Raw genomic sequence first — 26,457 nt, 5'->3', positions numbered from 1 at the left:
CAGATTGTGGCGGAATTTGGCGCGACCGGCAGGGCCAGCGCGGCGTTGACATCAGTTGAGCCCCCTCTTATCTGTCCAACGACTTTGCGTCCAGAACCGTTTTCCGGGCGCTTTTTGTGTTTGCCCGTGTTCAGGCGGTGCATTCACGTGGATTTGATGGGGCCGGCCGGCGCCTGTCTCAAGTTTGAGAATTCTATCGAAAGGACCATTGGATGGTCAGTCTCGGCGGTCTCGCCCGTAAGGTTTTCGGTTCCTCCAACGACCGCCGGGTCAAATCGACCCGGCCACGCGTCGAGGCGATCAATGCCATGGAAAACGAGATGCGGGCGCTCTCCGACGCCGATCTCGCCGGCCGCACGGAGAAGTTCCGCCAGGACATCGCCAACGGCGCCAGCCTTGAGGATCTTTTGATACCGGCCTTCGCCACGGCCCGCGAGGCGGCGCGCCGCGTGCTCGGCATGCGCCCCTTCGACGTCCAGCTGATCGGCGGCATGGTGCTGCACAATGGCGGCATCGCCGAAATGCGCACCGGAGAGGGCAAGACCCTGGTCGCGACGCTGCCGGTCTATCTCAACGCGCTTGCCGGCAACGGCGTCCACGTCGTCACCGTCAACGACTATCTCGCCACGCGCGACTCCGAATGGATGGGCCGCGTCTACAAGTTCCTCGGCCTCTCGGTCGGCGTCATCGTCCATGGCCTGTCCGACGAAGAGCGCCGCGTCGCCTACGCCTCCGACGTCACCTATGCCACCAACAACGAACTCGGCTTCGACTATCTGCGCGACAACATGAAGTACGAGCGCGCCCAGATGGTGCAGCGCGGTCACAACTACGCGATCGTCGACGAAGTCGATTCGATCCTGGTCGACGAGGCGCGCACGCCGCTCATCATTTCCGGTCCGCTCGAGGACCGTTCGGAAATGTACAACACCATCGACACTTTCATCATCCAGCTGCAGCCGCAGGATTATGAGATCGACGAGAAGCAGAAGACCTCGATCTTCACCGAGGAAGGCACCGAGAAGCTGGAGAACATGCTGCGCGATGCCGACCTGCTGAAGGGCGAGTCGCTCTACGACGTCGAGAACGTCGCCATCGTCCATCACGTCAACAACGCGCTGAAGGCGCACCAGCTGTTCCAGCGCGACAAGGACTATATCGTGCGCAATGGCGAGATCGTCATCATCGACGAATTCACCGGCCGCATGATGCCGGGCCGCCGCTATTCGGAAGGCCTCCACCAGGCGCTGGAAGCCAAGGAGCACGTGGCCATCCAGCCGGAGAACCAGACGCTCGCCTCGGTCACCTTCCAGAACTATTTCCGCCTCTATAAGAAGCTTTCCGGCATGACCGGCACGGCGCTGACCGAGGCCGAGGAGTTCGGCAACATCTACGGCCTCGAAGTCACCGAGATCCCGACCAACCTGCCCGTCATCCGCAAGGACGAGGACGACGAGGTCTACCGGACGGTCGAGGAAAAATACAAGGCGATCGTCAAGGAGATCCGCGAAGCCAGCGCCAAGGGCCAGCCGACGCTGGTTGGCACCACCTCGATCGAGAAGTCGGAGCAGCTGGCCGAGCGCCTGCGCAAGGAAGGCTTCACGGATTTCGAGGTGCTGAACGCACGCCACCACGAGCGCGAGGCGGCGATCGTCGCCCAGGCCGGCAAGCCTGGCGCCATCACCATCGCCACCAACATGGCCGGCCGCGGCACCGACATCAAGCTCGGCGGCAATGCCGAGATGCGCATCGCCGAGGAACTGGGCGACATGCCCGAGGGCCCCGAGCGCGAGGCGCGGGAAAAGGAAATCAACGCCGATGTCGAGCGGCTGAAGGAAAAGGCGCTCGCCGCCGGCGGCCTCTACGTGCTCGCCACCGAACGCCATGAATCGCGCCGCATCGACAACCAGCTTCGTGGCCGCTCCGGCCGCCAGGGCGATCCCGGCCGCTCGAAGTTCTTCCTGTCCTTGCAGGATGACCTGATGCGCATCTTCGGCTCCGAGCGCATGGACGGCATGCTCCAGAAGCTCGGCCTCAAGGAAGACGAGGCGATCATCCATCCCTGGATCAACAAGGCGCTGGAAAAGGCGCAGAAGAAGGTCGAGGCGCGCAACTTCGACATCCGCAAGAACCTGCTGAAATATGACGACGTCTCCAACGACCAGCGCAAGGTGGTGTTCGAGCAGCGCATCGAGCTGATGGACGGCGAGGGCCTCTCGGAAACCATCGCCGAGATGCGCGAGGGCGTCATCGACGAAATCGTCGCCAAGGCCATCCCCGAAAACGCCTATGCCGAGCAGTGGAATGTCGCCGGGCTGAAGGCCGAGGTCGCCGAGTTCCTCAATCTCGACCTGCCGATCGAGGACTGGGTCAAGGAAGAAGGCATCGCCGAGGACGACATCCGCGAGCGCATTGCGCAGGCCGCCGAAGCCGCCGCCAAGGAACGCGCCGAGCGTTTCGGGCCCGAGGTGATGACCTATGTCGAGCGCTCGGTGGTTTTGCAGACGCTCGACCATCTGTGGCGCGAGCACATCGTCAATCTCGACCATCTGCGCTCGGTCGTCGGCTTCCGCGGCTACGCCCAGCGCGATCCGCTGCAGGAATACAAGAGCGAGGCGTTCGAGCTGTTCCAGGCGATGCTCGGCAATTTGCGCCAGGCCGTCACCGCGCAGCTGATGCGCGTCGAACTGGTCCGCCAGGCAGCCGAAGCACCGCCGCCGGAAGCCCCCGACATGTTCGGCACGCATATCGACGGCACCACCGGCGAGAACGATTTCGAAGGTGGCGAGACGGCCCTTCTGGTCCGTCCGGAAACAGCCGCCATCGTCGCTCCCGAGGACCGCGACCCGAACAACCCGGCAAGCTGGGGCAAGGTCGGCCGCAACGAAGCCTGCCCCTGCGGCTCCGGCAAGAAATACAAGCACTGCCACGGGGCTTTTGCGTAAAGGCGCCGCTTTCTTCCTTCTCCCCGTTCCACGGGGAGAAGGTGGCCCGAAGGGCCGGATGAGGGGCAGCGCCGGCTTCAAAGATTAGCCGATCTCCCCAGGGGGAGATGGCCGGTCCACCCTCCGCAGCAGCTGCGGAGGACGGGCAGGCCAGAGGGGGGCGATGTCGCGCCGCTCTGCGCTCTAGAACCTCGCGAATGCCGCGACGGTCACTTCCTCGACCATCTTTATCCGCACGCCGATCTTCTGATCCTTGAGCAGGTCGCATAGCGCGTCGCCATCGATCAGGTCGATGACCGGAGCCCCGTCGCGCACGGCCTCGCGTCGAGCATCTGAGTAAGCCTGGCGCAAAATCTCCGAATTCCGGCGCGGCTCCTCATCCGCCTGCCCGTCCTCCGCAGCAGCTGCGGAGGGTGGACCGGCACCTTCTCCCCGTATAGTGACGGGGCGAAGGAGACACTCACCCAACCGTTTCTTAAGGTGTCTTCGCTACACCCACGCCTGAAAAGAAGCGGAAAACGGAGAGTAATCGGAGTGCGCTTTTCCGCGGCAACGACTGCCGGGCGGTTCTTGCCGCAGCGCTTGGCGCTGCGCATGGAGCCGTTGCTTGGCCGCATCGATGCCGTGCTGTTCACCGCCGACGAGCGCGGCGAGGCCGGGCGCATGTCGGTCATCGCCTTCTCCATCCGCATCGTCAGCGCCGTCATCGCCTTCGTCAGCCAGGTGCTGATGGCGCGCTGGATGGGCTCGTTCGAATACGGCATCTTCGTCCTCGTCTGGGTGACGATGGTCATCGTCGGCAACCTCGCCTGTCTCGGCTTCCATACCTCCGTCATCCGCTTCATTCCCGAATACCGCGAGCGCGGCCTGATGGACGAATTGCGCGGCATCGTCGTCGCCAGCCGCCTGTTCGTGCTGGTCGCCTCGACGCTGATCGCCGGCCTTGGCGCGCTCGGCGTCTGGCTCGCCTCGCCGTGGATCGAGAATTACTACGTGGTGCCGTTCATCCTCGGCGTCATCTGCCTGCCGATGATCGCGCTGTCGGATCTGTTGCAGGGCCAGGCCAGGGCGAACAGCTGGGCGCTGTTCGCCCTGTCGCCGACCTATCTGGTGCGGCCGGTGCTGATCCTGCTGTTCATGGCGCTGATGCTCTATGCCGGCTATGGCCCCGACGCCAGGACCGCGATCTTCGCCTCGATCGCCGCCACCTATGCCACCACGCTGGGACAGCTCGTCGGCGTCACTCGGCGCCTGGAAAGAAACATCCCGGCCGGGCCGATGAAGGTGCATTTCGCGCAGTGGTTCATCGTGTCGCTGCCGATCTTCCTGGTCGAGGGCTTCTTCTTCCTGCTCACCAATGCCGACGTGCTGATGGTCGGCGCCTATATGGATCCCGACGATGTCGCCGTCTATTTCGCCACGGTCAAGACGCTGGCGCTGGTGCATTTCGTCTATTTCGCGGTCAAGGCAGGCGTTGCCCAGCGCTATGCGCAGTTCACCCATGGCGAACCGGAAAAGCTCGCCGCCTTCGCCCGCGAGACGGTGTCGTGGACGTTCTGGCCGTCGCTGCTGATGGCGCTGCTGGTGCTGCTGCTGGGCGAACCGATGCTGGTGCTGTTCGGCCCCGAATTCACGTCGGGCTATCCGCTCCTGTTCCTGCTCGTCTTCGGCGTCGTCGCGCGGGCCGCCGTCGGGCCGTGCGAAAGCCTGCTCACCATGAGCGGCAACCAGAATATCTGCGCCGCCGTCTATGCCATGACGCTGGCCTTCAACATCGGGCTCAACGTGATCCTGATCCCGCTGTTCGGCCTGTGGGGCGCGGCCATGGCCACCGCCTTCGCCATGATCTTCGAGGCCGGCGCGCTGTCCTTCACGGTCTGGCGCAAGCTCGGCATCGTCATGGCGATCTTCGTGCCTGCCAAAGGAGCCGCGTAATGGCCGCCACCCCTTTGATCGAGGAAACCAGCGGCGGCAGCGCCGGGGCCATGGTGTCGGGGCTTGCCGGCCTGGCGCGCGACGCCGACCCCGCCCATATCGAGATCCTTGCCAACAACAGGCCCGAGCGCAAGCTGGCCATCTATCCGGCGTCGGCCGGCTTCGACCTGGTCGAGGAACTGGACTATCTCTGCGCCCGCACCATCGAGCCCAACGTCTTCTTCAACCCGCGTTTCCTGGCGCCGGCCATGCCTCGGCTGGAGGACCGGGAGGTGCGGCTGGCGGTGATCCGCGACGGCGACGAATACCGCAACCGGCTGCGCCTTCTGGTGCCGATCTCGGTCGAGCGGCCGGTGGTGCCGCTCGGCGTGCCGGTCATGCGCACCTGGTCGAGCCCGTTCGGCCCGCTCGGCACGCCGCTGATCGACCGCGACGATCCGGTCGGCGTCGTCGAGGACTTCTTCTCGATGCTGTCGCGCCCGCACCTCAAGCTGCCGAAAGTCCTCGTCCTGCCCGACATCAGGCTCGACGGTCCGGTGGCGAGCCTGATCGGCACCGTGGCCGAAACGCGCGGCCTGATGCTGGTCACCACCGGCCAGATGCTGCGTCCGGTGCTGGAGAGCGAGGCCGACGGCGACGACTATCTCAAGGCCTCGCTGCGCTCGCACCATTATCGCGAGTTCCGCCGCCTGAAGCGGCGCCTCGGCGACCTCGGCAGGCTGGAGCATGTCGTGGCGCGCGGCCCCGACGAGATCCGCCACGCCATCGAAAGCTTCCTGACGCTGGAAGCGGCCGGCTGGAAGGGCCGCGAGCGCACCGCCATGGCGATCGACCGCTTCCGTGCCGCCTTCGCCCGCGAAGCCGTGCACCGGCTGGCCGAGCAGGACATGTGCCGCATCCATTCGCTGACGCTCGACGGCCGTACCGTCGCCTGCCTGATCGTCTTCGTCGAGGCCGGCGTCGCCTATACCTGGAAGACCGCCTATGACGAGACGCTCGCCACCTATTCGCCGGGCACGCTGCTGATGATCGAGGTGACGCGGCGGCATCTCGACGACCCCAACATCATGATGACCGATTCCTGCGCGGTGCCGGACCATCCGGTGATGAGCAGGCTGTGGACCGAGCGCAAGCCGATAGGTACGCTGGTGATCGGGCTGACGCCGGACGCCGACCGGCTCGCCCGCCAGGCCGCCTCGCAACTGCACCTCTACCGCGAGACCCGAAACATGGCCCGCCTGCTGCGCAACCGGATGAAGAGCTTGTTGCGGCGGCGGTGAGTTCGGCGAATTTCGAGTGGCTCGCCACCCGAAGCTCGCAGAGCGCCGGACGCCGACCGGCCCGCCCGCCAGGGCTGCCTCGCAACTGCACCTCTACCGAGACCCGAAACATGGCCCGCCTGCTGCGCAACCGGATGAAGAGCTTGCTGCGGCGGCGGTGAGTTCGGCGAAATTGCGGATTGGCTCGCCACCCGAAGCTCGGAGAGCGAAGGGTGGTGCCCCTAGCCGGGATCGAACCAGCACTCCTTGCGGAACTCGATTTTGAGTCGAGCGCGTCTACCAATTCCGCCATAGGGGCTCAGGCCGGACGGCCTGGATGGGCGCGGACTATACGGTCGGAGGCCTGTTCGTCAACTGGCCAATTCGCGGACGCCCCGGATGCGACCAACTGCGCCTTTCGATTTCGTGACCGGGCTGCCATTGTGCAGCGCGGAAAATCTTTCTAGACAGGCGGCGCCCCCGGCGGAGTGGATCGTGCGCGCTTTGGGGCCTTGTCTTCATGCACGCCGTTACGCCAAACCCGCTGCGCGCCTTTTGGGCGACATGCATTAGGAGTGCCGATGCTTCGCGGACTTTACGACTGGACCTTGTCGCTGGCGGCGCGCAAATCCGCCGAATGGTGGCTGGCCTTCATCGCTTTCGTCGAAAGCTCGGTGTTCCTGGTGCCGGCCGACGTGCTCTATCTGCCGATGGCGCTGTCGCGGCCGGACCGCGCCTACCGCTATGCGCTGATCGCCACCGTCGCCTCGGTGCTGGGCGGCATCGCCGGCTGGTTCATCGGCCACTACGCCTATGACGCGGTGGCCAGGCCCATCCTCGAATTCTACGGCAAGTATGACGAGTTCGAAGCGCTACGCACCTCATCGGGCGTCGGATTTATCATCCTGATGCTGATCACGTCGGGTGCCGCCCATCTGCCGCCGATCAAGGTGGTGACCATTCTCTCCGGCGTCATCGGCGTCAATCTGGCGCTGTTCATCGTGCTCGCCATCGTGGCGCGCGGCGCCCGCTTCCTGCTCCTGGCCTGGCTGCTGCGCCACTATGGCGAACCAATCCGCGAATTCATCGAAAAGCGCCTTGGCCTGATCGCCAGCGCGGCGGCGGCCGCCCTGATTTTGCTCTATATCGTGGTCAAATACGCCTTCTGATCCGCGCCGGCCGGGGTGCGTGACGCGGACAAGGCCTGGCAAGCGGCGAACACAACGGAACGACCCATGACAGCGACCATGAATGCCGACACCGGACGCCAGCGGACACGCACGGCCTTGTTTCTCGCGGTCGCCATGGCCGCGACCGTCGGCTCGGCGCTCGCCTTCCAATATATAGGCGGCTATATCCCCTGCCATCTCTGCCTCGAACAGCGCACGCCCTATTACATCGGCGCACCGTTGATGCTGCTGGCGGGGCTTGCTTCGATGCTGCGTGCGCCCGGCTGGCTGACGCGTGGCCTGCTGGCCGTCGGCGGCCTGCTGATGCTCTACGGCCTCTATCTCGGCGTCTACCACTCCGGCGTCGAATGGCAGTGGTGGGCCGGCCCGACCGACTGCACGGCGGGCGCCGGCCCGGTCGACACCGGCGGCAAGGGCGTGCTCGACGCGCTCGACAAATTCGTGCCGCCCTCCTGCGACAAGGCGGCCTTGCGCATCCTCGGCCTGTCGCTGGCCGGCTGGAACGCCATCGCCAGCCTCGTGCTGGCAGCCATCGCCTTCCGCGTCGCGCTTTCCCGCGACTGACCCAATTCAATTAAGCAACGCGACGCAGGGTTCGAGCAAAAATTCGGCAGGCTGAGTCGCATGGCGCGGCTTTCGACGTCCGAGCTAGGTCGACCCCCACTCCGCCTCGGCTTCGCCGAGACACCTCTCCCCCGATCGACGGGGTAGAGGAAGGCGCGAGCCTTTTGGGCTCCCTTCCTCCCCCTCCGGAGGGGGGAGAGGTGGCGCTGCGAAGCAGCGACGGAGTGGGGGAAGGCGGTCCTTAAACGCGAAGCTGCTCATAGATGAGCGGCCGAGTTGTTCCGATATCGGGTCGGATGGTCATGGTCTGGTAAGTCTGTGAGAAGCGCAGAAAATCGCTTCAGGCGGCCAGCCTCCCGAGTTCCCGGACGATCTTACGGCTCCAGTTCGACATCCCAGTATAGATAATCCATCCAGCTTTCATGCAGATGGTTGGGCGGGAACAGGCGGCCGTTATTGTGCAGATCGTGCACCGTCGGCTGGTAGGGCTTTTGCAGCGGCCACATCTTGGCATGCGCCGGCATCATGCCGCCCTTCCGGAGATTGCAGGGCGAACAGGCGGCGACGACATTCTCCCAGGTGGTCGCACCGCCGCGATGGCGCGGGACGACATGATCGAACGTCAGGTCGTCCGGCGTGCCGCAATACTGGCACTGGAAGCGGTCGCGCAGGAACACGTTGAAGCGGGTGAAGGCCGGATGCCTGGACGGCTTCACATATGCCTTCAGGCTGACCACGCTCGGCAGCTTCATCGAGAAGGTCGGCGAGGACACGGCGTGCTCATATTCGGCGACGATGTTCACCCGGTCGAGGAACACCGCCTTGATGGCGTCCTGCCAGGACCAGAGCGACAGGGGGTAATAGCTGAGCGGACGGTAATCCGCATTCAGCACCAGCGCTGGAAGCCCATCCGGAGATACGGCAACCGTCACCTTGTTGACCTCCTTGGTTCTACAACCGATCGGTGCTGATACTGTAAGCCCGACATGACAGGGATGTGAAGCGGATTGTCACGTCGCCGAAGTGCCAAAACCGCATGTTTTTGATGCCTTGTCGCGGATTCAGGCAGGGGGCGCGGCGTCCCTGCCCCTGGTTTCGCGATAATAGGACCAGAAAAGCCGCGATGCGACACCTCGCCACGGGCTCCATGATTCGGCGAGCCGAATCAGTGTTTTCTCCGGCGGACGCGGGTCGATGCCGAGCGCGTGGCCGACCGCGCTCTGCAAGGCAACGTCGCGGGCGGGAAAGATGTCCGGGTGGCCGGCGGCGAACAACAGATACACTTCCGCCGTCCACGGCCCGATGCCGGGCACCGCCGTCATCGCCGCGATCGCCTCTTCCGCGTCGAGGAAACAGAGGTGATGCAGGTCGAGGCCGTCGGCCACGGCCTGGGCAGCCGCGATCAGGCCGCGCTGCTTGGGCCGCGACAGGCCGGCCTCGCGAAACAGGGCCTCGCCGGCGGCAAGGATCGCCTGCGGCGTCAGCGGGTCGGCGAGCCTGGTCAGGCGGCCGAAGATCGCGTCGGCGCTGGCGCGGGACACTTGTTGCGAGACGATGATCGAGGCCAGGCTGCGGAACCCCGGCTCGGAGAGCCGCAGCGGCACGTCGCCCGCCATGCCGCGCACCTTCTCAAGCCGCGGGTCGATCACGCAAAGCGCATCGAGCCCGCGTGCAATGTCGTCCAGTGTCGCGATGCGCTGCATGCTTTTCTTGTTCCTGAGCCGGGCGCACGGTAGCAATTGGCAAAACAGCAGCACAACCCGATTGCCGCCGCAGAGATGACGCTCCTGACATTCCGCTTCGCGCCAAGCCCCAATGGCGAACTGCATCTCGGCCATGCCTATTCGGCGCTGCTCAACCAGAAGCTGGCGACCGCGGCGGGCGGCCGGCTGCTGCTGCGCATGGAAGACATCGACACGGCGCGCTGCACGCCGCAATACGAGGCCGGCATGCTTGCCGATCTGAAATGGCTGGGGCTGGTCTGGGACGAGCCGGTGCGCCGCCAGTCGCAACATTTCGCCGAGTACGCGGCAGTGCTCGACCGGCTGATCCGGGAGGAACTCGTCTATCCCGCTTTCATGAGCCGTGGCGAGATCCGCGCCTTCATCACCGACAGCGAAGCGCGCGGACGCGACTGGCCGCGCGATCCCGACGGCGTGCCGCTCTATCCCCCGGCCGACAAGGCGCTGCCGGCGAAGGAACGCAAGCGGCGGATCGCCGGGAACGCGCCCTTCGCCTGGCGGCTGGACGTCGACGCCGCCATGGCGCGTGTCGGCAAGCATCTCGCATGGACAGAATTCGTCGATGAGACGCTGACCGCGACGCGCGCCGTCGAAGCCCGCCCGCAGGACTGGGGCGACGTGATCGTCGCGCGCCGCGACGTCCCGACCAGCTATCACCTCGCAGTCGTGATGGACGATGCGCTGCAAGGCGTCAGCCATGTCGTGCGCGGACAAGACCTGTTTTCGGCCACCGGCGTGCAGCGCCTGCTTCAGGAATTGCTTGGATTGCCGCAGCCCGCCTATTTCCACCACCGGCTCATCCTCGGACCGGACGGACGCAAGCTGTCGAAGAGCCTGAAGGACGCCGGCCTTGCCGCCCTGCGCGATGCCGGCGCGTCGCCCGGCGACATCAGGCGGATGGTCGGGCTTTGATCCTGGCTGCGCGACGCGTCCCGATGCGCCGCCCATTGAATTCCGGTGATGCATGGATCAATCGTTTCGTTTTGCACGGCCGATCGAACGGGATTAGAGCATCGCCACGGTCAACTCTCACCAGCGCGGCGGATCCCCTGAAAACACACGTCAAGCGGTTCATCCCCGCCACCTTCGTTGTCCTGTGGGCGACCGGCTTCATCGGCGCGCGCTATGCCATGCCGTGGGCGGAGCCGTTCACCTTCCTCGCGGGGCGTTTCGTCCTGGCCGCGGCCCTGCTGGCGGTCCTGATGCTGGTGCTTGGCTCGAAGAGAGCCACCCGCAAGGAGGCGCTGCACGCCACCGGCGCCGGCGTGCTGATGCATGGCGTCTATCTCGGTGCCGTCTTCTGGGCCATCCACAGGGGCATGCCGGCCGGGTTTTCGGCCCTGATCGTCGGCTTGCAGCCGCTGATCACGGCTGTGCTTGCCGGCAAGTTCCTCGGTGAGGCGATCCTGCCGCGCCACTGGGCCGGCCTTGGCATCGGTCTCATCGGCATCGTCATCGTGCTCTGGCCGAAGCTCGGCGCGCTTGGCGGCGGCGTGACGGCGGCGACACTGGCCGCCTCCTTGGTCTCGGTGCTCGGCATGAGCGCCGGCACGATCTGGCAGAAGCGCTTCGCTTCCGGCGGCGATCTCGTCGCCGCGACCATGTGGCAATATGTCGGCGGCGCCTCGGTAATGATCCTGGCTTCGCTTGCCTTCGAGACCCGCACCGTCGTCATCAACGGCGAATTGATCTTCGCCATGGCCTGGCTGGTGCTGGTACTGTCGCTGGGCGCCATCTTCCTGCTGATGGTGATGATCCGCGACGGCGAGATGTCGAAAGTGGCCTCGCTGTTCTACCTGGTGCCGGCGGTGACGGCCATCATTGCTTGGGCCCTGTTCGACGAACAGCTCAATGCGCTTCAGATCGCCGGCATGGCGATCGCAACCTTCGGCGTCGGCCTGGCCACGGCGCGGCAGGCCAAGGGGAGAATTGAGGAATTGAGGAATTGAGGAATTGATGAGTTGAAAGAAGAAGCGCGCCGCGTTTTTTCCTCAATTCCTCAATTCCTCTTCTTCAATTCCGCAGATCTTCAATCCGGCCGGGTATCCGGCTCAACCGACCCGGGCGCGCGCCTCCAGATAGCGGCTGATCGCGGCATTGAGCTCGCCGCCGAGGATGAAGATCGCCGAAAGCATGTAGAGGAAGACCACCGCGATCATGATCGAGGCGAGGCCGGCATAAGTCGTCACATAGGACGAGAAATGCTCGAGGTAGGTGGCGAAAATGGTCGAGCCGACAAGCCATGCCGCCAAGGTGAAGACGATACCCGGTATGATCGAAACGAAGCGGCGCTTGCCCGCCGGCAGCCAGAAATGCACGGCAAACAGCCCGCCGACAATGACCACCGAGGCGATGACGTAACGCCATAGCGTGATCGTGCCCATATAGGGCTTGATCCATTCGATATGGGCCTCGGCCAGCCTCGCCAGCAGCGGGGCCAAAACCAGCAGCACGCTGATCGCCAGAAAGCCGGCGGTGGCGATGAGCACGAAGATGATGCTCTGCACCCGGCGGTAGATGATGCCGCGCGTCTCGGACACCCGATAGGCGCGGTTGAGCGAGGTGCGCAGCGCCTCGATGCCGTTCGAGGCAAAATAGGCGGCAAGCAGCACGCCATAGGTCAAAAGATCGGTGCGCCTGACAGTGAGCACGTTGAGCACCTCGCGCGCGATCGGCTTGGCGATCTGCTCGGGCCAGGTGTCGAAGACCAGGTGCACCGCCGTGTCGGCGAACGCCTGCGCGCCGAGGAAGCTTGCCAGCGTCGTGGCGAAGATCAGGAATGGGAACAGCGCCATCAGCGAGGTGATCGCCAGATGGCTGGCCATCGCCCAGCCATCGTCGGTATTGAAATGACCGATGGCATCATAGAGCACGCGGCGCAGGGCGACGATCTTCCGCAACAAGTCCTGCGTTCCCTTCGATTGTCTCGACGCCGCGAATATGGGAAGGGAATGCGGCAAATGGCAACCCTTGGTCAAACTGCTCATATTGCCGCGAAGGAATTGCGCACCGTCATCGTCACCGGCGCCTCTTCCGGCATAGGCGCCTATTGTGCCCGGGCGCTGAAGGCGGAAGGCTGGCGGGTCTTTGCGACGGCGCGAAAATCCGAGGATATAGCCGCCCTCGAAGAAGACGGCATCGAGGCCTTCTATCTCGACTACACCGAACCGGCATCGATCGAGGCGCTGGTGGCAGCCGTGCTCGACCGCACCGGCGGCAGGCTCGACGCCTTGTTCAACAACGGCGCCTACGCTCAGGCCGGCGCCGTCGAGGACCTGGCCGTCGCGGCGCTCAGGGAGCAGTTCGAGGCCAATTTCTTCGGCTGGCATGATCTGACCCGCCGGATCGTGCCGGTGATGCGCCGCCAGGGCCACGGCCGCATCGTCCATTGCTCGTCGATCCTGGGCCTCGCGCCGGTGCGCTTTCGCGGCGCCTATTCGGCGTCGAAACATGCCCTCGAGGCCCTGATGCTCTGCCAGCGCCAGGAACTGGCCGGCAGCGGCGTCCACGTTTCGCTGATCGAACCCGGACCGGTAAAATCGAAGATCGCCAGCAATGGCCTGGCGTGGTTCCTGAAGAACATCGACCACGAGAATTCCGTGCATCGGGCGGACTACGCGGTGCAGTTGGAGAGGCTGCGCGCCGGCGGCAGCCAATCGGCGTCGAAGCCCGGACCGGAAGTGGTCTACACGGCGCTGCGCCATGCGCTTCTGTCGCGGCGCCCGCGTCCGCACTATGTGGTAACAGTGCCCGCCAGGATCGGCGCCATGCTCAAACGCATCCTGCCGGCGTCGATGCTCTACCGCCTGCTCGCCAAGCGCGCCTGAACGCAAAGGAACTGGAACGAAAATGGCATCCGTCTTCAATATCCTCGCCATTGTGGTCATGGTCGCCGTGGCGATCGTGCTGATCCGGGGCCTCATCAACATGATGCGCGGCGGTTCCGGCGTCACCTCGAACAAGCTGATGCAGGCGCGTGTTCTGCTGCAGGCCGTGGCGCTGGCGTTTATCCTGCTGGCTGTGTATTTCACCCGCAAATGAGGATACCGGCCGCTGGGAGGCGACGTGGTCAAGCTCAACAAGATCTATACCCGCACCGGCGATGACGGCACCACGGGTCTCGGCACCGGCGAAAGGCGGCTGAAATCCGATCTGCGGGTTGATGCCTACGGCACGGTCGACGAAGCCAATGCCTGCATCGGCCTGGCCCGAATCCACACCGCGCAGACCCACCCGGCGATTGACGCCATGCTTTCCCGCATCCAGAACGATCTCTTCGATCTCGGCGCCGATCTTGCCGTGCCCGATGACGGCAAGCCGCTCGGCTATGAGCCGCTGCGCATCATTGCTTCGCAGACCGACCGGGTCGAGAAGGACATCGACCTCCTCAACAAGCAGCTTCAGCCGCTCAAATCCTTCGTGCTCAACGGCGGCACGCCGGCGGCAGCCGCACTTCATCTTGCCCGCACCGTGGCGCGGCGGGCCGAACGGCTGATGGTGGCGCTCGCCCAGCAGCCGCACGAACACGTCAACCGCGAGGGGTTGAAATACATGAACCGTGTCTCGGATTTCCTGTTCGTCGCCGCCCGCGCGGTCAATGACAACGGAAATGCCGACGTGCTATGGGTTCCCGGCAAGAACCGCTGAACGGATCGAAAAGCGGAAGGGGACGAGGGACCGATGTTCATCCCGCTTTATGACACCAACAGGCTGCGGCACATCCGCTTGCAATATGTGACTATCGGCCTGATCGTCGCCAACGCGCTGGTCTATTGCGCCACGGCGCTCGGCGGCGAGAACTTCACCAACGCCGCCGTGCTTGGCCTCGGCTTCATCCCCTCCGTCGTCCATGACACGGCGGAACTCGACCCCCGCTTTATCGTCATCCCCGAAGGCCTGAGCTACCTCACCTATTCCTTCCTGCATGCCGATATCTTCCATCTCGGCGGCAACATGCTGTTCCTGTGGGTGTTCGGTGACAATGTCGAGGATGCGCTCGGCCATGTCCGTTACCTCATCTTCTATCTCCTGTGCGCGGTCGCGGGAGCTGCCTTCCAGGGGCTCATCGCCTGGGACTCGCAAGTGCCGCTGATCGGTGCGTCGGGTGCGATTGCCGGCGTGGTCGTCGCCTATCTCATCCTCTATCCCCGGGTGAAAGTCTGGGTGCTTGCCTTTGCCCGCATTCCGCTGCGCATTCCGGCCTTTATCCCGCTCATCCTGTGGGTATTGTTTCAGGTCGTCATGTTCGCCGCCGGCGGCGAAGACCAGATTTCCTGGGCCTGCCACATCGGCGGCATCATCGCCGGAGCCGTGCTGGTGCTTGTCTTGCGCAGCCGCGGCGTTCCGCTGTTTGCCGGCGCCGACGAGGATGCCGTGATTGCCGCCGTCGACCAGCCGCCGGTTGCCGCTGAACCGGTAGCGCCCGAGCCGTCCGCCATGGCGCCACGCTGGGGACGAGGAAACTCTTCCAATCCGGACTGAACCGATTTGAGCGCCTTGCAGCGTATTGACGAGCAGGGTTGCCGCAACTACGGAAGCGTTTCCGCCGCAGCCTAAGGCGGTCAAAGACCAGAATTTCCATCCGGAATGTCGGCTTTCGACAACTCAGAAGGGGCGCGGGCTGTTATAGCGCGCCCAACTATCTCAAGAGAGGTGACAGGCAAATGAAGATCCTTGTGCCCGTGAAGCGGGTGGTGGATGCGAACGTCAAGGTTCGCGTGAAGGCTGACGGCTCGGCGGTGGAACTCGCCAATGTCAAGATGGCGATGAACCCGTTCGACGAGATCGCGGTCGAAGAGGCGATCCGGCTGAAGGAAGCCGGCAAGGCCGAAGAGATCATCGTCGTGTCGATCGGCCCGCAGCAGGCACAGGAAACCTTGCGCACCGCGCTCGCCATGGGCGCCGACCGCGCCATCCTGGTCAAGACCGACGAGCAGACCGAGCCGCTCGGCGTCGCCAAGGTGCTGAAGGGCGTGGTCGAGGCGGAGCAGCCCGGCCTCGTCATCCTCGGCAAGCAGGCGATCGACGACGACTCGAACCAGACCGGCCAGATGCTGGCGGCACTGCTCGGCTGGGCGCAAGGCACCTTCGCCTCCAAGATCGTGCTCGAGGGCGACAAGGCCAAGGTGACCCGCGAAGTCGACGGCGGCCTGCAGACGGTGGAGCTGAAGATGCCGGCGATCGTGACCGCCGACCTTCGCCTCAACCAGCCGCGCTATGCCTCGCTGCCCAACATCATGAAGGCCAAGAAGAAGCCGCTCGACGAGAAGAGCCCGGCCGACTACGGCGCCGACGTCAAGCCGCGGCTGAAGGTAATCAAGACCGAGGAGCCGGGCGGCCGCAAGGCGGGTGTCAAGGTCAAGAGCGTCGCCGAGCTGATCGACAAGCTCAAGAACGAAGCCGGCGTGCTGTAAGCGATCGGGAAAGGAACAGAAAAATGGCAATTCTCCTCATCGCGGAACACGACAACGCTACGCTTTCGGACCAGACCGCCAAGGCGCTCTCTGCCGCCCTGCAGATAGGCTCGGACGTGCATGTGCTGGTGGCCGGCAAGGGCGCCAAGGGCGCGGCCGACGCCGTCGCCAAATTGAAGGGCGTCGGCAAGGTCCTGCTGGCCGAAGCCGACGAACTCGCCGAGCGCCTGGCGGAACCGCTCGCCGCACTCGTCGTGTCTCTGGCTGGCGCTTACGACACCGTCATCGCCCCGGCCACCTCGTCGGGCAAGAATGTCGCGCCGCGGGTCGCCGCCCTGCTCGATGTCGCGCAGGTGTCCGAGATCATCGAAGTGGTGTCGCCGGACACCTTCAAGCGCCCGATCTATGCCGGCAATGCCATCCAGACGGTGCAGTCGACCGACCCCAAGAAGGTCATCACCGTGCGCACTGCCTCCTTCCAGGCGGCGCCCGAGGGCGGCTCGGCTGCTGTCGAGACCGTCAAGGCGGCGGCCAATCCAGGCCTCTCGGCCTTCGTCGAGAACAAGCTGTCGGAGACTGACCGTCCGGAGCTGACCTCGGCCAAGATAATCATCTCGGGCGGCCGCGCGCTCGGCTCTTCCGAGAAGTTCCAGGAGGTCATCCTGCCGGTCGCCGACAAGCTCGGCGCCGCGGTCGGCGCTTCGCGCGCCGCCGTCGATGCCGGCTATGCGCCGAACGACTGGCAGGTCGGCCAGACCGGCAAGGTCGTGGCGCCTGACCTCTACATTGCGGTCGGTATCTCCGGAGCCATCCAGCACCTTGCCGGCATGAAGGATTCGAAGGTCATCGTCGCCATCAACAAGGACGAGGAAGCGCCGATCTTCCAGGTTGCCGACTACGGCCTCGTCGGCGACCTCTTCGTCATCCTGCCGGAACTGCAAAAGGCGCTTTGACGCCTTCTGCCGAAGCGTATTAAATTGCCAAGGGTGGGGTAGACGAAGTCGCCCCGCCCTTTTAGTTTGCACCGCACAAAAGCAGGCTGCAAAGGCCTTTTGACGGGATCGGTGTAATGAGCAAGATCGAGACGATCGGCATCATCGGCGCGGGCCAGATGGGCGGCGGCATCGCCCATGTCTCCGCGCTTTCGGGCTACAAGGTGCTGATCTACGATATATCGCCCGACCGCATCGAGAAGGGCATCGCCACCATAAGCGGCAACATGGCCCGCCAGGTCGGCTCCGGCAAACTCGACGAGAAGGAGCGCAACGAGGCGATGGCGCGCATTGCCTCGGCACCGGCGATGGCGGATCTTGCTGGCGCAGATCTGGTCATCGAGGCCGCGACCGAGGACGAGACGGTCAAGCGCAAGATCTACGCCCAGCTTTGCCCGCAGCTCAATCCCGAAGCCATCCTGGCGACCAACACCTCGTCGATCTCCATCACGCGGCTTGCCGCGCAGACCGACCGGCCGGAGCGCTTCATCGGCATCCATTTCATGAATCCGGTGCCGCTGATGAAGCTGGTCGAGCTGGTGCGCGGTATCGCCACCGAGGACCAGACCTTCGAGGCGGCTAAGGCCTATGTCAGGCAGCTCGACAAGACGATCACCGTCTCGGAGGATTTTCCGGCTTTCATCGTCAATCGCATCCTGCTGCCGATGATCAACGAGGCGATCTACACGCTCTATGAGGGCGTCGGCTCGGTCGACGCCATCGATACCGCCATGCGGCTCGGCGCCAACCATCCGATGGGCCCGCTGCAGCTGGCCGATTTCATCGGCCTCGACACCTGCCTGTCGATCATGCAGGTGCTGCATGACGGCCTGTCGGATTCGAAGTACCGCCCCTGCCCGCTGCTGGTGAAATATGTCGAGGCCGGCTGGCTCGGCCGCAAGACCGGGCGCGGCTTCTACGACTATCGCGGCGAGCATCCCGTTCCGACGCGCTGACACCGTGCCGGGCGCCCGCCCGGGCGATGTGCGTTTTGTCGGGGCGATCTGATCGAAGCCGGCGGATGCCGCCTCACGATGCCGCCGCAAGCGGCTCGGGCAGCTCCGACCTGTCGTCGATGACCTCTCCGCCCGGCGCCGTGCGAACGCATCCGCGGCCTGCCGCCTTGGCCGCATAGCAGGCGGCGTCCGCCCTGGCGATGATCTCGTCGGCTTCGCCGCAATCGGCGCCGATCGCGGCCAATCCGATGCTGGCGCCGATCGAGTGCGCGCGGCCGTCCCAGGTGAAATCCAAACCGGCTATCGCACCGATGATGGAGCGCGCCGCAATGTTGGCGCCGGCTGCAGAACCCGATTTCAGGATGACCGTGAATTCGTCGCCGCCAAGCCGCGCGACGATATCTTCGGGACCAAGCGCGCCGCGAATAGCCTCGGCGACCCGCTTGAGCAATGCGTCTCCCGCCGCGTGTCCGCCCGTGTCGTTGACAAGTTTGAAATGGTCGAGATCGATGAACATGAACTGGTGCTCGCTGCTCCCCGCCATGGCGCCATCCTTGCGGGCCTGACCGACCAGGTCCTCCATGGTGCGGATGAAGCTCGAGCGGTTTGCAAGGCCGGTCAGCGCATCATGCGCGGCGGCGTGGGCAAGCTGCCTTTGCAGGGCGCGCGCATCGGTGAAGTCCTGGAAGACGATGACCAGCCCGCAGAATTCGTTGCGCTCATTCATGATGGGCGACACGATCTGACGGATGCTGCAGCGGGTGTCGTCGCGCCGGATCAGCACCGCGCGGCTGTTCTGGTCGGAGGGTCCCTGGCCGCCGGTCGCGGGCCGCGTCACGCCGATCCGCTGTCCCGTCTCCTCGTCGACCGCCCAATAGACATGGCCGAGTGTCTTGCCGAGAGCCTCTTCGCCGGCAATGCCGGTCAGCTTTTCGGCAACCGGGTTCATGAAGGTGACGCGGTTCGCGGCATCGGTGCAGATGACGGCATCGCCGATCGATTGCAGCGTCACCCTGAGGCGTTCCTTTTCATCGGCGAGCATTGCGGCCGATACGGTCAGGCGCTCTTCAGCCTGTTTGCGCCGGGTGATGTCGGTCAGGCTGCCGATCGCCCTGACGAGCTTGCCCTCGGCGTCGCGCTCGATGGCTTTGCCGCGGTCGAGGATCCACACCCAGTGGCCTTCCTTGTGGCGCATCCTGAATTCGGCTTCGAAGAACGGCGTCTTGCCGTCGAGATGGGCGCGGTCCGCTTCGGCAACGGTTTCGCGATCATCAGGATGGATCATCGACAGCCAACGGTCGGGGTCGCCATCGAGTTCGCCGTCCGCATAGCCCAGCATCCTGACCCAGGTCGAGGAATAGGTCGTGCCACCCTTGCGCATGTCGAAGTCCCAGACGCCTTGGCCCCCGCCGGCCAGGGCGAAATTCCAGCGTGTCTCCGCTTCGGCGATGCGCGCCTCGGCCTGCTTGCGCGCGTCGATGTCCTCGATCTGCGAAACCAGGTAAAGCGGGCGGCTTTTCTCGTCACGGATGACCGAACCGGAAAGACGAGCCCATACCGGCGTGCCGTCTTTCCTGAGATAGCGCTTTTCGAAATGGAAGGAGGAGAGCTTGCCTGCCTTCAGGCCATCCATCGTCTCACGTCCGATCTGCATATCGTCGGGATGCGTGATCTCGAAGAAGGTCAGCGCCTCGATCTCCTCGCGGCTGTAGCCAAGCATGGTGGCGAAGACCGGATTGGTCTGAAGAATGCGCCCGTCCAGCCCGACAACGGCGATGCCGATCGCCGAATCCTCCATGGCGCGGCGGAAACGCTGCTCGCTTTCGGCGATCCGCCGCCGGTCATCGGAGATACGAACGATGAACAGGCCGGCAAGGATAAGTGCGCCGACCGCCACCGCGACCGACACCAGCAGCCAGAGCTTGAGCGCCTCGATTTCGAGGTCCAGCCGCGCGAGTGAAACCACCACCACGGCAAAGCCGAGCACAAGCAGCGCCAGCGCTGCATGTTTGTGGGACCTCGGTCCGATCAGTCCTCGCAACGTCACGACAGAGCCACCCCCGTGGGCAATCGCTTTTCCCTTGGAAACCTTAGAAGGATCGATTTTAAGGAAACGTTGCGACCGGGGTACCGACTGTATTGGAAACCGGCAAACAATTGCCGGCATGATTAAGGATCGGTATGCGAGGAGTTGCGGTCGCCCTGCTACCAGCGCACGAAAAACCGCCCACCGAGCGCACCAAGCAACGCGAGCACCGCAATAGCGATCGTGTACCAGGTGGCGACGAAAAGCGGCGAGTCATCGAAACAGTGCGCGGCGTAGAAAGTCGCCGCCAGCCCGCCGGCGAGCAGGCCCGCGACCGTGCCGGCAAGCACCGGCCGTGTCGGCGCGCCGTAGCGCAGCATCCACAGGAAGATGGCAAGCGGGCCGATGCCGATCAGCGGGATGAAAGTCATGCAGATCATCATGTTGGAGCCGACGAGGCGTGTTGCCCAATCGGCTCGCGGCACGGCAAACAGTTCCAGAACCACCGCCAGCGCGACCAGCAGCGGCGCTGCGACCATCGAAGCCACCGCCCGGCCTGTCGAGGCGCCGGGCGTCGACAGAGCCTGGATCAGGGCGAAGGCGCTGACCGCCAGCACGATGGTGAACACGAATTTGGAGAGAAAGCGCATCGTGTGCGCGGCCACCATGAAGTCGGGCCGTGGACCGATCGTCAGCAGGAAAACGGCCGCCGCGACGACGATGGCCGCACCGGCCGCCAGCCACCAGGCCGAACGCAGCGGCATCGCCTTGCTGCTTGCATCGGCGTCCAGCGCCTTGATGAGATCATCCGTCTTCATGTCATTCCCGCCCGAACCGCCTGGCTATGGCAGCAAGCCCCCGATGCAGCGATACACGCACGGCCGTCTCGCTGATGCCGAATTTTGTCGCCGTCTCGCCGATCGAGCGGCCTTCCACCGACACGGCCGAGACCACGGAACGCTGCGCCGGCGGCAGACCGTCCAGAGCCCGGTTGATGTCGCGTTCGCTGACCGTCTCCGTTTCCGGCTCGGCGAACGTCTCGGCGATATCGTCGACATCGATCTCGATGCGCCGTCCGCGCCGCCGGAACGCATCGATCAACTTGAAGCGGGCGATCGCATAGACCCAGGGCAGCACCGGCGCGTCCTGGCGCCAGGTATGCCTTTTCACGTGAATGGCCAGCAAGGTTTCCTGCACGACATCCTCGGGATCGACCCCGCCCTGCACGATCTTGCGCCTGACAAACCCGCGAACCAGCGCGGCAATCCGGTGGAGAAAGTCGGCGTAGGCCCTTTCATCTCCCGCGATCGCGGCTCGTATCAGCCGGGAAAGCTCGGCCTCATCCTTGCCGGTCACAAGAGTACTCCCCCAATTTTCGCGCCTCGGCACTGATTTGTTACGTGGCTGGCGAAATAATGTCCAAGCCAAAGTACCGGAAGATGACGAAAGTTCGCGGGCGGCGGCGCTGCTTGGGCGACGGCCTTGCCGGAACTCCCTGGCGGGTGCCATCGATCCGGGCATTGCCCATCACGCGGAATTGTCCTCCTGGAGCCGACCGTCACCCACCAGCGGCTGATTGAAGCAGGCGATCAATGTTGACTATTGGTGTCAGGTATCGGTAGGTGCAGCCTGCTACGACCAACGAGACCGAGGATGATGCCATGACATACACATTTTCCGCCCTTGCCGGTGCAGCGGCACTTGCAATCAGCCTGATCGCCGGTCCGGCGACGGCCGAAGATGCCGGCATCATCGTCTACAACGCCCAGCACGAGAGCCTGGCCAAGGAATGGGCCGAAGGGTTCACCAAGGAAACCGGCATCAAGGTCACCTTGCGCAATGGCGGCGACAGCGACTTCTCCAACCAGATCGTCGCCGAGGGCGCCGCCTCGCCCGCCGACGTGTTCCTGACCGAGAATTCGCCGGCCATGGCGCTGGTCGAGAGCGCCGGCCTGTTCGCACCGGTTGACGCCGACACGCTGGCGCAGGTCCCCCAAGATTACCAGGCGTCCAGCGGCAAATGGGTCGGCGTGGCCGCGCGGAGCACCGTTTTTGCCTATAACACGACCAAGCTCAAGGCGGATCAACTGCCCAAGTCACTGCTCGACCTTGCCGATCCGAGCTGGAAAGGCCGTTGGGCCGCCTCGCCCTCGGGCGCCGATTTCCAGGCCATCGTCAGCGCGCTTCTGCAGCTCAAGGGTGAACCCGCGACGGCCGACTGGCTGAAGGCGATGAAGGAGAACTTCACCGCCTACAAGGGCAACAGCACAGTGATGAAGGCGGTCAACGCCGGCGAGATCGAAGGCGGCGTGATCTACCACTATTACTATTTCGGCGACCAGGCCAAGACCGGCGAGAACAGCAAGAACGTCGCGCTGCACTATTTCAAGAACCAGGATCCGGGCGCTTTCGTCTCGATCTCAGGCGGCGGCGTGCTTGCCTCCAGCAAGCATCCCAAGGAAGCTCAGGCCTTCCTGAAGTGGGTGACCGCCAAAGGCGGCCAGGACGTGCTGAAGAACGGAACATCCTTCGAATACGCGGTCGGCAAGGGTGCGGAGTCCAATCCGAAGCTGGTGCCGCTGGCCGATTTGCAAGCGCCGAAGATCGACGCAGCGACGCTGAACTCCAAGAAGGTCACCGACCTGATGACGGCAGCCGGCTTGCTTTAGCCGTCGTTCGTCCTAATAAGGACAACGACCACGCTCCCGCGGGATTGATGTTCCGCGGGAGTGATTTTGTTTTTCGAGATGGCATTCGTCGATGACGACACGCTGTGTTCCCGGCCGTGATTTGCGGTCCTTCAATTGCTGCCGCCGGGCGGCAGCGGCATGGCGTCTGAACTGATGCAGCCCGCGGTCGATCTGGCGCGCTCTGGCCTGCCGCCCAAGATGCGTCGAAGGGCACAGCGGCGTGCGGCACCGTGGTTGGTCGCCGCCGCCATGCTGGTGTCGCTGCTGGCGTTGCTGCCGCCTGCCTTCATCATCCTGATCGCGGTCCAGACCGGCTGGGAAACGGTCGCGGCGCTGGTCTTCCGGGCGCGTGTCGGCGAACTTCTGGTCAACACCGGCCTGCTGGTCCTGCTGACCGTGCCGATCGCTATCGTGCTGTCGGTCGCGCTGGCTTGGCTGACCGAACGCAGCGACTTGCCCGGCGCGAGGCTCTGGGCATGGCTGTGCGTGGCGCCGCTCGCCATTCCGGCTTTCGTGCACAGCTACGCCTGGATCACCATGGTGCCCAGGCTGCACGGCCTGTGGGCCGGCGTGCTAGTCTCCGTAATCGCCTATTTCCCGTTTCTCTATCTGCCGGTGTCGGCAGCGCTGCGCCGCCTCGATCCCGCGCTGGAGGACGCCGCGGCGGCACTCGGCCTTGGGCCCTGGCGTGTGTTTCGGCGCGTCGTGCTGCCGCAATTGCGGCTCGCCATCTGCGGCGGCTCGCTGCTGGTCGGGCTGCACCTTCTGGCCGAGTACGGCCTCTATGTCTTCATCCGCTTCGACACCTTCACAACCGCGATCGTCGACCAGTTCCAGTCGACTTTCAACGGACCGGCCGCCAACATGCTGGCCGGCGTGCTGGTGAGCTGCTGCTTCGTGCTGCTCGGCCTCGAAGTGCTGGTGCGCGGCGAGGAGCGTTATGCCCGCGTCGGCTCCGGCGCGGCGCGATATCAACAGCGTACGCGCCTCGGACGCGCCACGGTCCCAAGTCTGGTCTTGCTTGTCGTCACCACGCTGCTGGCGCTTGGCGTGCCCTTCGTCACCATCGGACGTTGGCTCGTCGCCGGCGGCGCCGATGTCTGGCGCTTCGACGAAATCGGCCTGGCGCTCGGCCAGACGCTGTTCCTGTCGCTTGCCGGCGCGCTGCTCGCCACCCTTGCCGCCATGCCGATGGCCTGGATCTCGATCCGTGCGCCGGGTCCGCTGCAGCGCCTGCTGGAGGGCTGCAACTACATCGTCGGATCGCTGCCCGGGGTGGTGATCGCGCTGGCCCTGGTTACCATTACGGTGCGCATCGCCCTGCCGCTCTATCAGACCTTGTTCACGATCCTGGTCGCCTATGCGCTGATGTTCCTGCCGCGCGCTTTGGTCAGCCTGCGGGCGTCGATCGCGCAGGCGCCGGTCGAGCTCGAACGCGCCGCGTCCAGCCTCGGCCGTCCGCCGCTCAACGCGCTTTGGTCGACGACGATCCGCCTGTCGGCGCCGGGCGCGGCTGCCGGCATGGCGCTGGTGGCGCTCGGCATCATGAACGAACTGACCGCGACCCAGATGCTGGCGCCGAACGGCACCCGCACGCTGGCGATGGCGTTCTGGTCCTATAGCGGCGAGATCGATTACGCCTCTGCGGCGCCTTACGCCTTCATCATGGTGGCGATGTCGCTGCCGCTGACCTGGCTGCTCTATGTCCAGTCGAAACGGATGGCTGGACGATGAGCTTTCTCGAACTCAAGGACCTGCACAAGCATTATGGCCCGGTCGCAGCCCTTGCCGGCGTCGATCTGAGCGTCGCCAGCGGTAGCCGCACCGCGATCGTCGGCCCGTCCGGTTGCGGCAAGACGACCTTGCTGCGGCTGATCGCCGGCTTCGAGGCGCCTGACCAGGGCCGCATCGTGCTCGACGGCGAGGTGCTGGCCAATGGCGGTGCCGCCGTGCCGGCGCACCGGCGCGGTATCGGCCTGGTGGCGCAGGACGGCGCCCTGTTCCCGCATCTGACCATATCGGACAATATCGGCTTCGGCATGCGCCGCGGCGAGGACAAGCGCACCGAGCGCATCACCGAGCTCGCCTACATCGTCGGGCTCGACAAGGCGATCCTCAAGCGCCGCCCGCACGAACTCTCCGGCGGCCAGCAGCAGCGTGTGGCGCTCGCCCGCGCCATGGCGATGAAGCCGCGGCTGATGCTCCTTGACGAGCCGTTCTCGGCGCTCGACACCGGCCTGCGCGCTTCGATGCGCAAGGCGGTGGCCGAGCTTCTGGAGGCAGCCGGCATCACCACCATCCTGGTGACGCACGACCAGGCCGAGGCGCTGTCCTTCGCCAGCCAGGTGGCGGTGATGCGCGATGGCAAGTTCTCGCAGGTCGGCACGCCGCGCGAGCTCTACCTCAGGCCCAAGGACAGGATGATCGCGGAGTTCCTCGGCGACGCCATCATCCTGCCGGCAAGGGTCTCGGGGGGCTTCGCCACCTCGCCGCTCGGTCGCATCGCCGTCGACACGTCGGACAGCCGCGATGTCGCCCGCATCATGCTGCGGCCCGAGCAGATAGCGCTGAAACGCACGTCGCGCGAGGGCATGTCGGGCACTCCCGACATGCTGTTCGGCGAGGTCACGGAATCGGAATTCGCCGGCTCGATGTGCACGATCGCGGTGCGGCTCTTGAACAATGCCGATCCGCCCGACGCCGCCGCGATCGGCAACACGCCGCTGATCCTGCGCAAATCCGGCATGGACGCGCCGGCGATCGGCGAGATCGTGCGGCTCACCGTATCGGGAAAGGCGCATGTATTCGCCTGAGCGTTCGACAGGCTTCCCTTGGTTTCAGCCAAGGCCGCGCCGTTGATTTGCTTCAGGCCGTTTGCGACCCGGCGACCACTGTCACGAGCGTGCCGCTTTCCGCTGAATAAACGGGCCACCGCTCGAGAAAATCGCAGCCATGCACAATCAATCGCTCGTTGGCGCTGTCGACGAGGATGACGGCGTAGGAGGGCGGCGCCTGCTCGACGATCTCGCTCGATCTGTCGAGCGCAAGTTCGAACCGGGCGTGCAGGCCGCGCTGCGCCGAGAACGGGATGCCGGCGACGGTGCCGGATATGTCGCGATGGACATGGCCGAAGAAGATGTGGCGGACGTTGCCATGGCGCCGCATCAGGGCCAGGAACCGCCCGGGATTCCCCAAGCCGAGCCGATCGAGCTGCGGCAGGCCGAGTTGGACCGGCGGATGGTGCATGAAGACGTAGACCGGCTTGCCGGCCGCCTCTCCGAGCCGGGCTTCGAGCCAGGCAAGCCGCCTGTCGCACAACTCGCCCTCGATGCGTCCTTCCGCCAAGCCGTCGAGGAACAACAGCACCTCGTCGGCCGTTTCGTGAGCCGACTGCACGAAGCCGTTCTCGTCGACGGCAATTTCGGGAAACGCCGCGACAAGAGGGGCCCGTCGGTCATGGTTCCCCGGCAGCAGCCGCCACGGCACCGACAACCCGCTCAAGGCTGACCTGAGATCGGCATAGCTCTCTGGCGCGCCGGTTTCCGTCAGGTCGCCGGTGAAGACACAAAGTGCTGCGTCGGCATGGTGCGCATTGACGTGCGCGATGCATGAGGCCAGCCGCTGATGCAGGTCGGCGCCATAATGGCGCTCGCCTTGCCGGCCGAGATGGACGTCCGTGACCTGAATGATTTTCATGGCGCATTTCCTGGACACTGACCAGCCGCAGCCGGGCTGGACGCTGATA

At 64.8% G+C, this 26,457-nt stretch carries 25 protein-coding genes and 1 tRNA gene; 17 read left to right on the top strand and 9 right to left on the bottom strand.

Going from position 1 to position 26,457, the window contains the following annotated elements:
* Window positions 1–212 precede the first annotated feature (212 nt).
* On the top strand, window positions 213–2,945 hold the full coding sequence (gene secA, locus NKI49_RS17445) for a preprotein translocase subunit SecA (protein ID WP_352607247.1): 2,733 nt from the start codon (window positions 213–215) through the stop codon (window positions 2,943–2,945).
* A 183-nt stretch (window positions 2,946–3,128) separates the two neighbouring features.
* On the opposite strand, the gene NKI49_RS17440 is transcribed toward secA, so the two are convergent.
* Entirely contained in the window at window positions 3,129–3,260 is a 132-nt protein-coding gene (locus tag NKI49_RS17440) for a hypothetical protein (protein WP_352607245.1), read from the bottom strand.
* Window positions 3,261–3,479: 219 nt separating this feature from the next.
* Between NKI49_RS17440 and NKI49_RS17435 the strand changes: the two genes are divergently transcribed.
* Window positions 3,480–4,880: a lipopolysaccharide biosynthesis protein gene (locus NKI49_RS17435; RefSeq protein ID WP_352607243.1), complete on the top strand. Its 1,401-nt coding sequence runs from the start codon at window positions 3,480–3,482 to the stop codon at window positions 4,878–4,880.
* Window positions 4,880–6,160 (top strand): GNAT family N-acetyltransferase, encoded by a 1,281-nt coding sequence (locus NKI49_RS17430; RefSeq protein ID WP_352607241.1) that lies wholly within the window; start codon window positions 4,880–4,882, stop codon window positions 6,158–6,160. The genes NKI49_RS17435 and NKI49_RS17430 overlap by 1 nt, the downstream gene beginning before the upstream one ends.
* A gap of 213 nt (window positions 6,161–6,373) precedes the next feature.
* Here the strand turns inward: NKI49_RS17430 and NKI49_RS17425 are convergent.
* Window positions 6,374–6,458, bottom strand: a tRNA-Leu gene (locus NKI49_RS17425).
* 262 nt (window positions 6,459–6,720) lie between these two features.
* Here NKI49_RS17425 and NKI49_RS17420 point away from each other — a divergent pair.
* Entirely contained in the window at window positions 6,721–7,308 is a 588-nt protein-coding gene (locus NKI49_RS17420) for a YqaA family protein (RefSeq protein WP_352607239.1), read from the top strand.
* 66 nt (window positions 7,309–7,374) lie between these two features.
* Window positions 7,375–7,893 carry a disulfide bond formation protein B gene (locus NKI49_RS17415; RefSeq protein ID WP_352607237.1) on the top strand — a complete coding sequence of 173 codons (519 nt, stop codon included), beginning with the start codon at window positions 7,375–7,377 and terminating at the stop codon, window positions 7,891–7,893.
* A 374-nt stretch (window positions 7,894–8,267) separates the two neighbouring features.
* On the opposite strand, the gene NKI49_RS17410 is transcribed toward NKI49_RS17415, so the two are convergent.
* Both NKI49_RS17410 and NKI49_RS17405 read right to left on the bottom strand, forming a co-directional pair.
* Window positions 8,268–8,825 carry an HNH endonuclease gene (locus NKI49_RS17410; RefSeq protein WP_027023266.1) on the bottom strand — a complete coding sequence of 186 codons (558 nt, stop codon included), beginning with the start codon at window positions 8,823–8,825 and terminating at the stop codon, window positions 8,268–8,270.
* Between the two features lie 129 nt (window positions 8,826–8,954).
* Complete coding sequence (locus NKI49_RS17405; protein WP_352607234.1) at window positions 8,955–9,596, bottom strand: DNA-3-methyladenine glycosylase family protein; 642 nt, start codon at window positions 9,594–9,596, stop codon at window positions 8,955–8,957.
* Between the two features lie 75 nt (window positions 9,597–9,671).
* On the opposite strand from NKI49_RS17405, the gene gluQRS reads away from it, so the two are divergent.
* Together gluQRS and NKI49_RS17395 are read left to right on the top strand one after the other, a co-directional pair.
* Window positions 9,672–10,547, top strand: a complete 876-nt coding sequence (gene gluQRS, locus NKI49_RS17400) for a tRNA glutamyl-Q(34) synthetase GluQRS (protein ID WP_352607289.1) — start codon at window positions 9,672–9,674, stop codon at window positions 10,545–10,547.
* A gap of 23 nt (window positions 10,548–10,570) precedes the next feature.
* On the top strand, window positions 10,571–11,584 hold the full coding sequence (locus NKI49_RS17395) for a DMT family transporter (RefSeq protein ID WP_352695694.1): 1,014 nt from the start codon (window positions 10,571–10,573) through the stop codon (window positions 11,582–11,584).
* A 102-nt stretch (window positions 11,585–11,686) separates the two neighbouring features.
* Here NKI49_RS17395 and NKI49_RS17390 read toward each other — a convergent pair whose 3' ends face one another.
* Window positions 11,687–12,538: a YihY/virulence factor BrkB family protein gene (locus NKI49_RS17390; protein ID WP_352604758.1), complete on the bottom strand. Its 852-nt coding sequence runs from the start codon at window positions 12,536–12,538 to the stop codon at window positions 11,687–11,689.
* A gap of 57 nt (window positions 12,539–12,595) precedes the next feature.
* Between NKI49_RS17390 and NKI49_RS17385 the strand changes: the two genes are divergently transcribed.
* From NKI49_RS17385 to NKI49_RS17355, 7 genes are all read left to right on the top strand, one after another.
* A complete protein-coding gene (locus NKI49_RS17385) occupies window positions 12,596–13,462 on the top strand; it encodes an SDR family oxidoreductase (protein ID WP_352604756.1) in 867 nt (288 codons plus the stop codon).
* A gap of 22 nt (window positions 13,463–13,484) precedes the next feature.
* Entirely contained in the window at window positions 13,485–13,676 is a 192-nt protein-coding gene (locus tag NKI49_RS17380; RefSeq protein ID WP_027023272.1) for a twin transmembrane helix small protein, read from the top strand.
* 24 nt (window positions 13,677–13,700) lie between these two features.
* Entirely contained in the window at window positions 13,701–14,282 is a 582-nt protein-coding gene (locus NKI49_RS17375) for a cob(I)yrinic acid a,c-diamide adenosyltransferase (RefSeq protein WP_352604754.1), read from the top strand.
* Window positions 14,283–14,315: 33 nt separating this feature from the next.
* Window positions 14,316–15,116, top strand: a complete 801-nt coding sequence (locus NKI49_RS17370; protein ID WP_352604752.1) for a rhomboid family intramembrane serine protease — start codon at window positions 14,316–14,318, stop codon at window positions 15,114–15,116.
* Between the two features lie 182 nt (window positions 15,117–15,298).
* The gene (locus NKI49_RS17365) at window positions 15,299–16,048 is read left to right on the top strand and encodes an electron transfer flavoprotein subunit beta/FixA family protein (protein WP_352604750.1); all 750 of its coding nucleotides are present in this window, start codon (window positions 15,299–15,301) and stop codon (window positions 16,046–16,048) included.
* A gap of 23 nt (window positions 16,049–16,071) precedes the next feature.
* Entirely contained in the window at window positions 16,072–17,001 is a 930-nt protein-coding gene (locus NKI49_RS17360) for an electron transfer flavoprotein subunit alpha/FixB family protein (protein ID WP_352604748.1), read from the top strand.
* Window positions 17,002–17,117: 116 nt separating this feature from the next.
* Window positions 17,118–17,996 carry a 3-hydroxybutyryl-CoA dehydrogenase gene (locus tag NKI49_RS17355; RefSeq protein WP_027023277.1) on the top strand — a complete coding sequence of 293 codons (879 nt, stop codon included), beginning with the start codon at window positions 17,118–17,120 and terminating at the stop codon, window positions 17,994–17,996.
* Between the two features lie 73 nt (window positions 17,997–18,069).
* Here NKI49_RS17355 and NKI49_RS17350 read toward each other — a convergent pair whose 3' ends face one another.
* From NKI49_RS17350 to NKI49_RS17340, 3 genes are all read right to left on the bottom strand, one after another.
* Complete coding sequence (locus NKI49_RS17350) at window positions 18,070–20,043, bottom strand: PAS domain S-box protein (protein ID WP_352604746.1); 1,974 nt, start codon at window positions 20,041–20,043, stop codon at window positions 18,070–18,072.
* 158 nt (window positions 20,044–20,201) lie between these two features.
* Window positions 20,202–20,840, bottom strand: coding sequence for an NrsF family protein (locus NKI49_RS17345; protein WP_352604744.1), 639 nt, complete (start codon window positions 20,838–20,840; stop codon window positions 20,202–20,204).
* 1 nt (window position 20,841) lies between these two features.
* On the bottom strand, window positions 20,842–21,378 hold the full coding sequence (locus tag NKI49_RS17340) for a sigma-70 family RNA polymerase sigma factor (protein WP_352604742.1): 537 nt from the start codon (window positions 21,376–21,378) through the stop codon (window positions 20,842–20,844).
* A gap of 305 nt (window positions 21,379–21,683) precedes the next feature.
* Here NKI49_RS17340 and NKI49_RS17335 point away from each other — a divergent pair, with 305 nt between their 5' ends.
* The 3 genes from NKI49_RS17335 (at window position 21,684) to NKI49_RS17325 (ending at window position 25,525) form a co-directional block, all read left to right on the top strand.
* Window positions 21,684–22,691, top strand: coding sequence for an iron ABC transporter substrate-binding protein (locus NKI49_RS17335; protein WP_352604740.1), 1,008 nt, complete (start codon window positions 21,684–21,686; stop codon window positions 22,689–22,691).
* A gap of 174 nt (window positions 22,692–22,865) precedes the next feature.
* Window positions 22,866–24,446 (top strand): ABC transporter permease, encoded by a 1,581-nt coding sequence (locus tag NKI49_RS17330; protein ID WP_502899562.1) that lies wholly within the window; start codon window positions 22,866–22,868, stop codon window positions 24,444–24,446.
* On the top strand, window positions 24,443–25,525 hold the full coding sequence (locus tag NKI49_RS17325) for an ABC transporter ATP-binding protein (RefSeq protein ID WP_352604738.1): 1,083 nt from the start codon (window positions 24,443–24,445) through the stop codon (window positions 25,523–25,525). Before NKI49_RS17330 ends, NKI49_RS17325 begins: the two co-directional genes overlap by 4 nt.
* Before the next feature lie 52 nt (window positions 25,526–25,577).
* On the opposite strand, the gene NKI49_RS17320 is transcribed toward NKI49_RS17325, so the two are convergent.
* A complete protein-coding gene (locus tag NKI49_RS17320; RefSeq protein WP_352604736.1) occupies window positions 25,578–26,408 on the bottom strand; it encodes a phosphodiesterase in 831 nt (276 codons plus the stop codon).
* Between the last annotated feature and the right edge of the window lie 49 nt (window positions 26,409–26,457).

Origin of the sequence: Mesorhizobium sp. M0587 (assembly GCF_040320945.1) — a bacterium.
GTDB lineage: Bacteria > Pseudomonadota > Alphaproteobacteria > Rhizobiales > Rhizobiaceae > Mesorhizobium.
Note: the sequence above shows the minus strand (reverse complement) of the source record. Positions and strands in the feature narration are given on the sequence as shown.

Excerpts from the sequence above, each read along its gene's own strand:
- NKI49_RS17395 (WP_352695694.1), top strand. The coding sequence starts at position 10,571 with ATGCGCCGCCCATTGAATTCCGGTGATGCATGGATCAATCGTTTCGTT.
- NKI49_RS17385 (WP_352604756.1), top strand. The coding sequence starts at position 12,596 with ATGGCAACCCTTGGTCAAACTGCTCATATTGCCGCGAAGGAATTGCGC.
- gluQRS (WP_352607289.1), top strand. The coding sequence starts at position 9,672 with ATGACGCTCCTGACATTCCGCTTCGCGCCAAGCCCCAATGGCGAACTG.
- NKI49_RS17335 (WP_352604740.1), top strand. The coding sequence starts at position 21,684 with ATGACATACACATTTTCCGCCCTTGCCGGTGCAGCGGCACTTGCAATC.
- NKI49_RS17420 (WP_352607239.1), top strand. The coding sequence starts at position 6,721 with ATGCTTCGCGGACTTTACGACTGGACCTTGTCGCTGGCGGCGCGCAAA.
- NKI49_RS17370 (WP_352604752.1), top strand. The coding sequence starts at position 14,316 with ATGTTCATCCCGCTTTATGACACCAACAGGCTGCGGCACATCCGCTTG.
- NKI49_RS17345 (WP_352604744.1), bottom strand. The coding sequence starts at position 20,840 with ATGAAGACGGATGATCTCATCAAGGCGCTGGACGCCGATGCAAGCAGC.
- secA (WP_352607247.1), top strand. The coding sequence starts at position 213 with ATGGTCAGTCTCGGCGGTCTCGCCCGTAAGGTTTTCGGTTCCTCCAAC.
- NKI49_RS17320 (WP_352604736.1), bottom strand. The coding sequence starts at position 26,408 with ATGAAAATCATTCAGGTCACGGACGTCCATCTCGGCCGGCAAGGCGAG.
- NKI49_RS17330 (WP_502899562.1), top strand. The coding sequence starts at position 22,866 with ATGCAGCCCGCGGTCGATCTGGCGCGCTCTGGCCTGCCGCCCAAGATG.
- NKI49_RS17415 (WP_352607237.1), top strand. The coding sequence starts at position 7,375 with ATGACAGCGACCATGAATGCCGACACCGGACGCCAGCGGACACGCACG.
- NKI49_RS17355 (WP_027023277.1), top strand. The coding sequence starts at position 17,118 with ATGAGCAAGATCGAGACGATCGGCATCATCGGCGCGGGCCAGATGGGC.
- NKI49_RS17430 (WP_352607241.1), top strand. The coding sequence starts at position 4,880 with ATGGCCGCCACCCCTTTGATCGAGGAAACCAGCGGCGGCAGCGCCGGG.
- NKI49_RS17405 (WP_352607234.1), bottom strand. The coding sequence starts at position 9,596 with ATGCAGCGCATCGCGACACTGGACGACATTGCACGCGGGCTCGATGCG.
- NKI49_RS17365 (WP_352604750.1), top strand. The coding sequence starts at position 15,299 with ATGAAGATCCTTGTGCCCGTGAAGCGGGTGGTGGATGCGAACGTCAAG.
- NKI49_RS17360 (WP_352604748.1), top strand. The coding sequence starts at position 16,072 with ATGGCAATTCTCCTCATCGCGGAACACGACAACGCTACGCTTTCGGAC.
- NKI49_RS17325 (WP_352604738.1), top strand. The coding sequence starts at position 24,443 with ATGAGCTTTCTCGAACTCAAGGACCTGCACAAGCATTATGGCCCGGTC.
- NKI49_RS17380 (WP_027023272.1), top strand. The coding sequence starts at position 13,485 with ATGGCATCCGTCTTCAATATCCTCGCCATTGTGGTCATGGTCGCCGTG.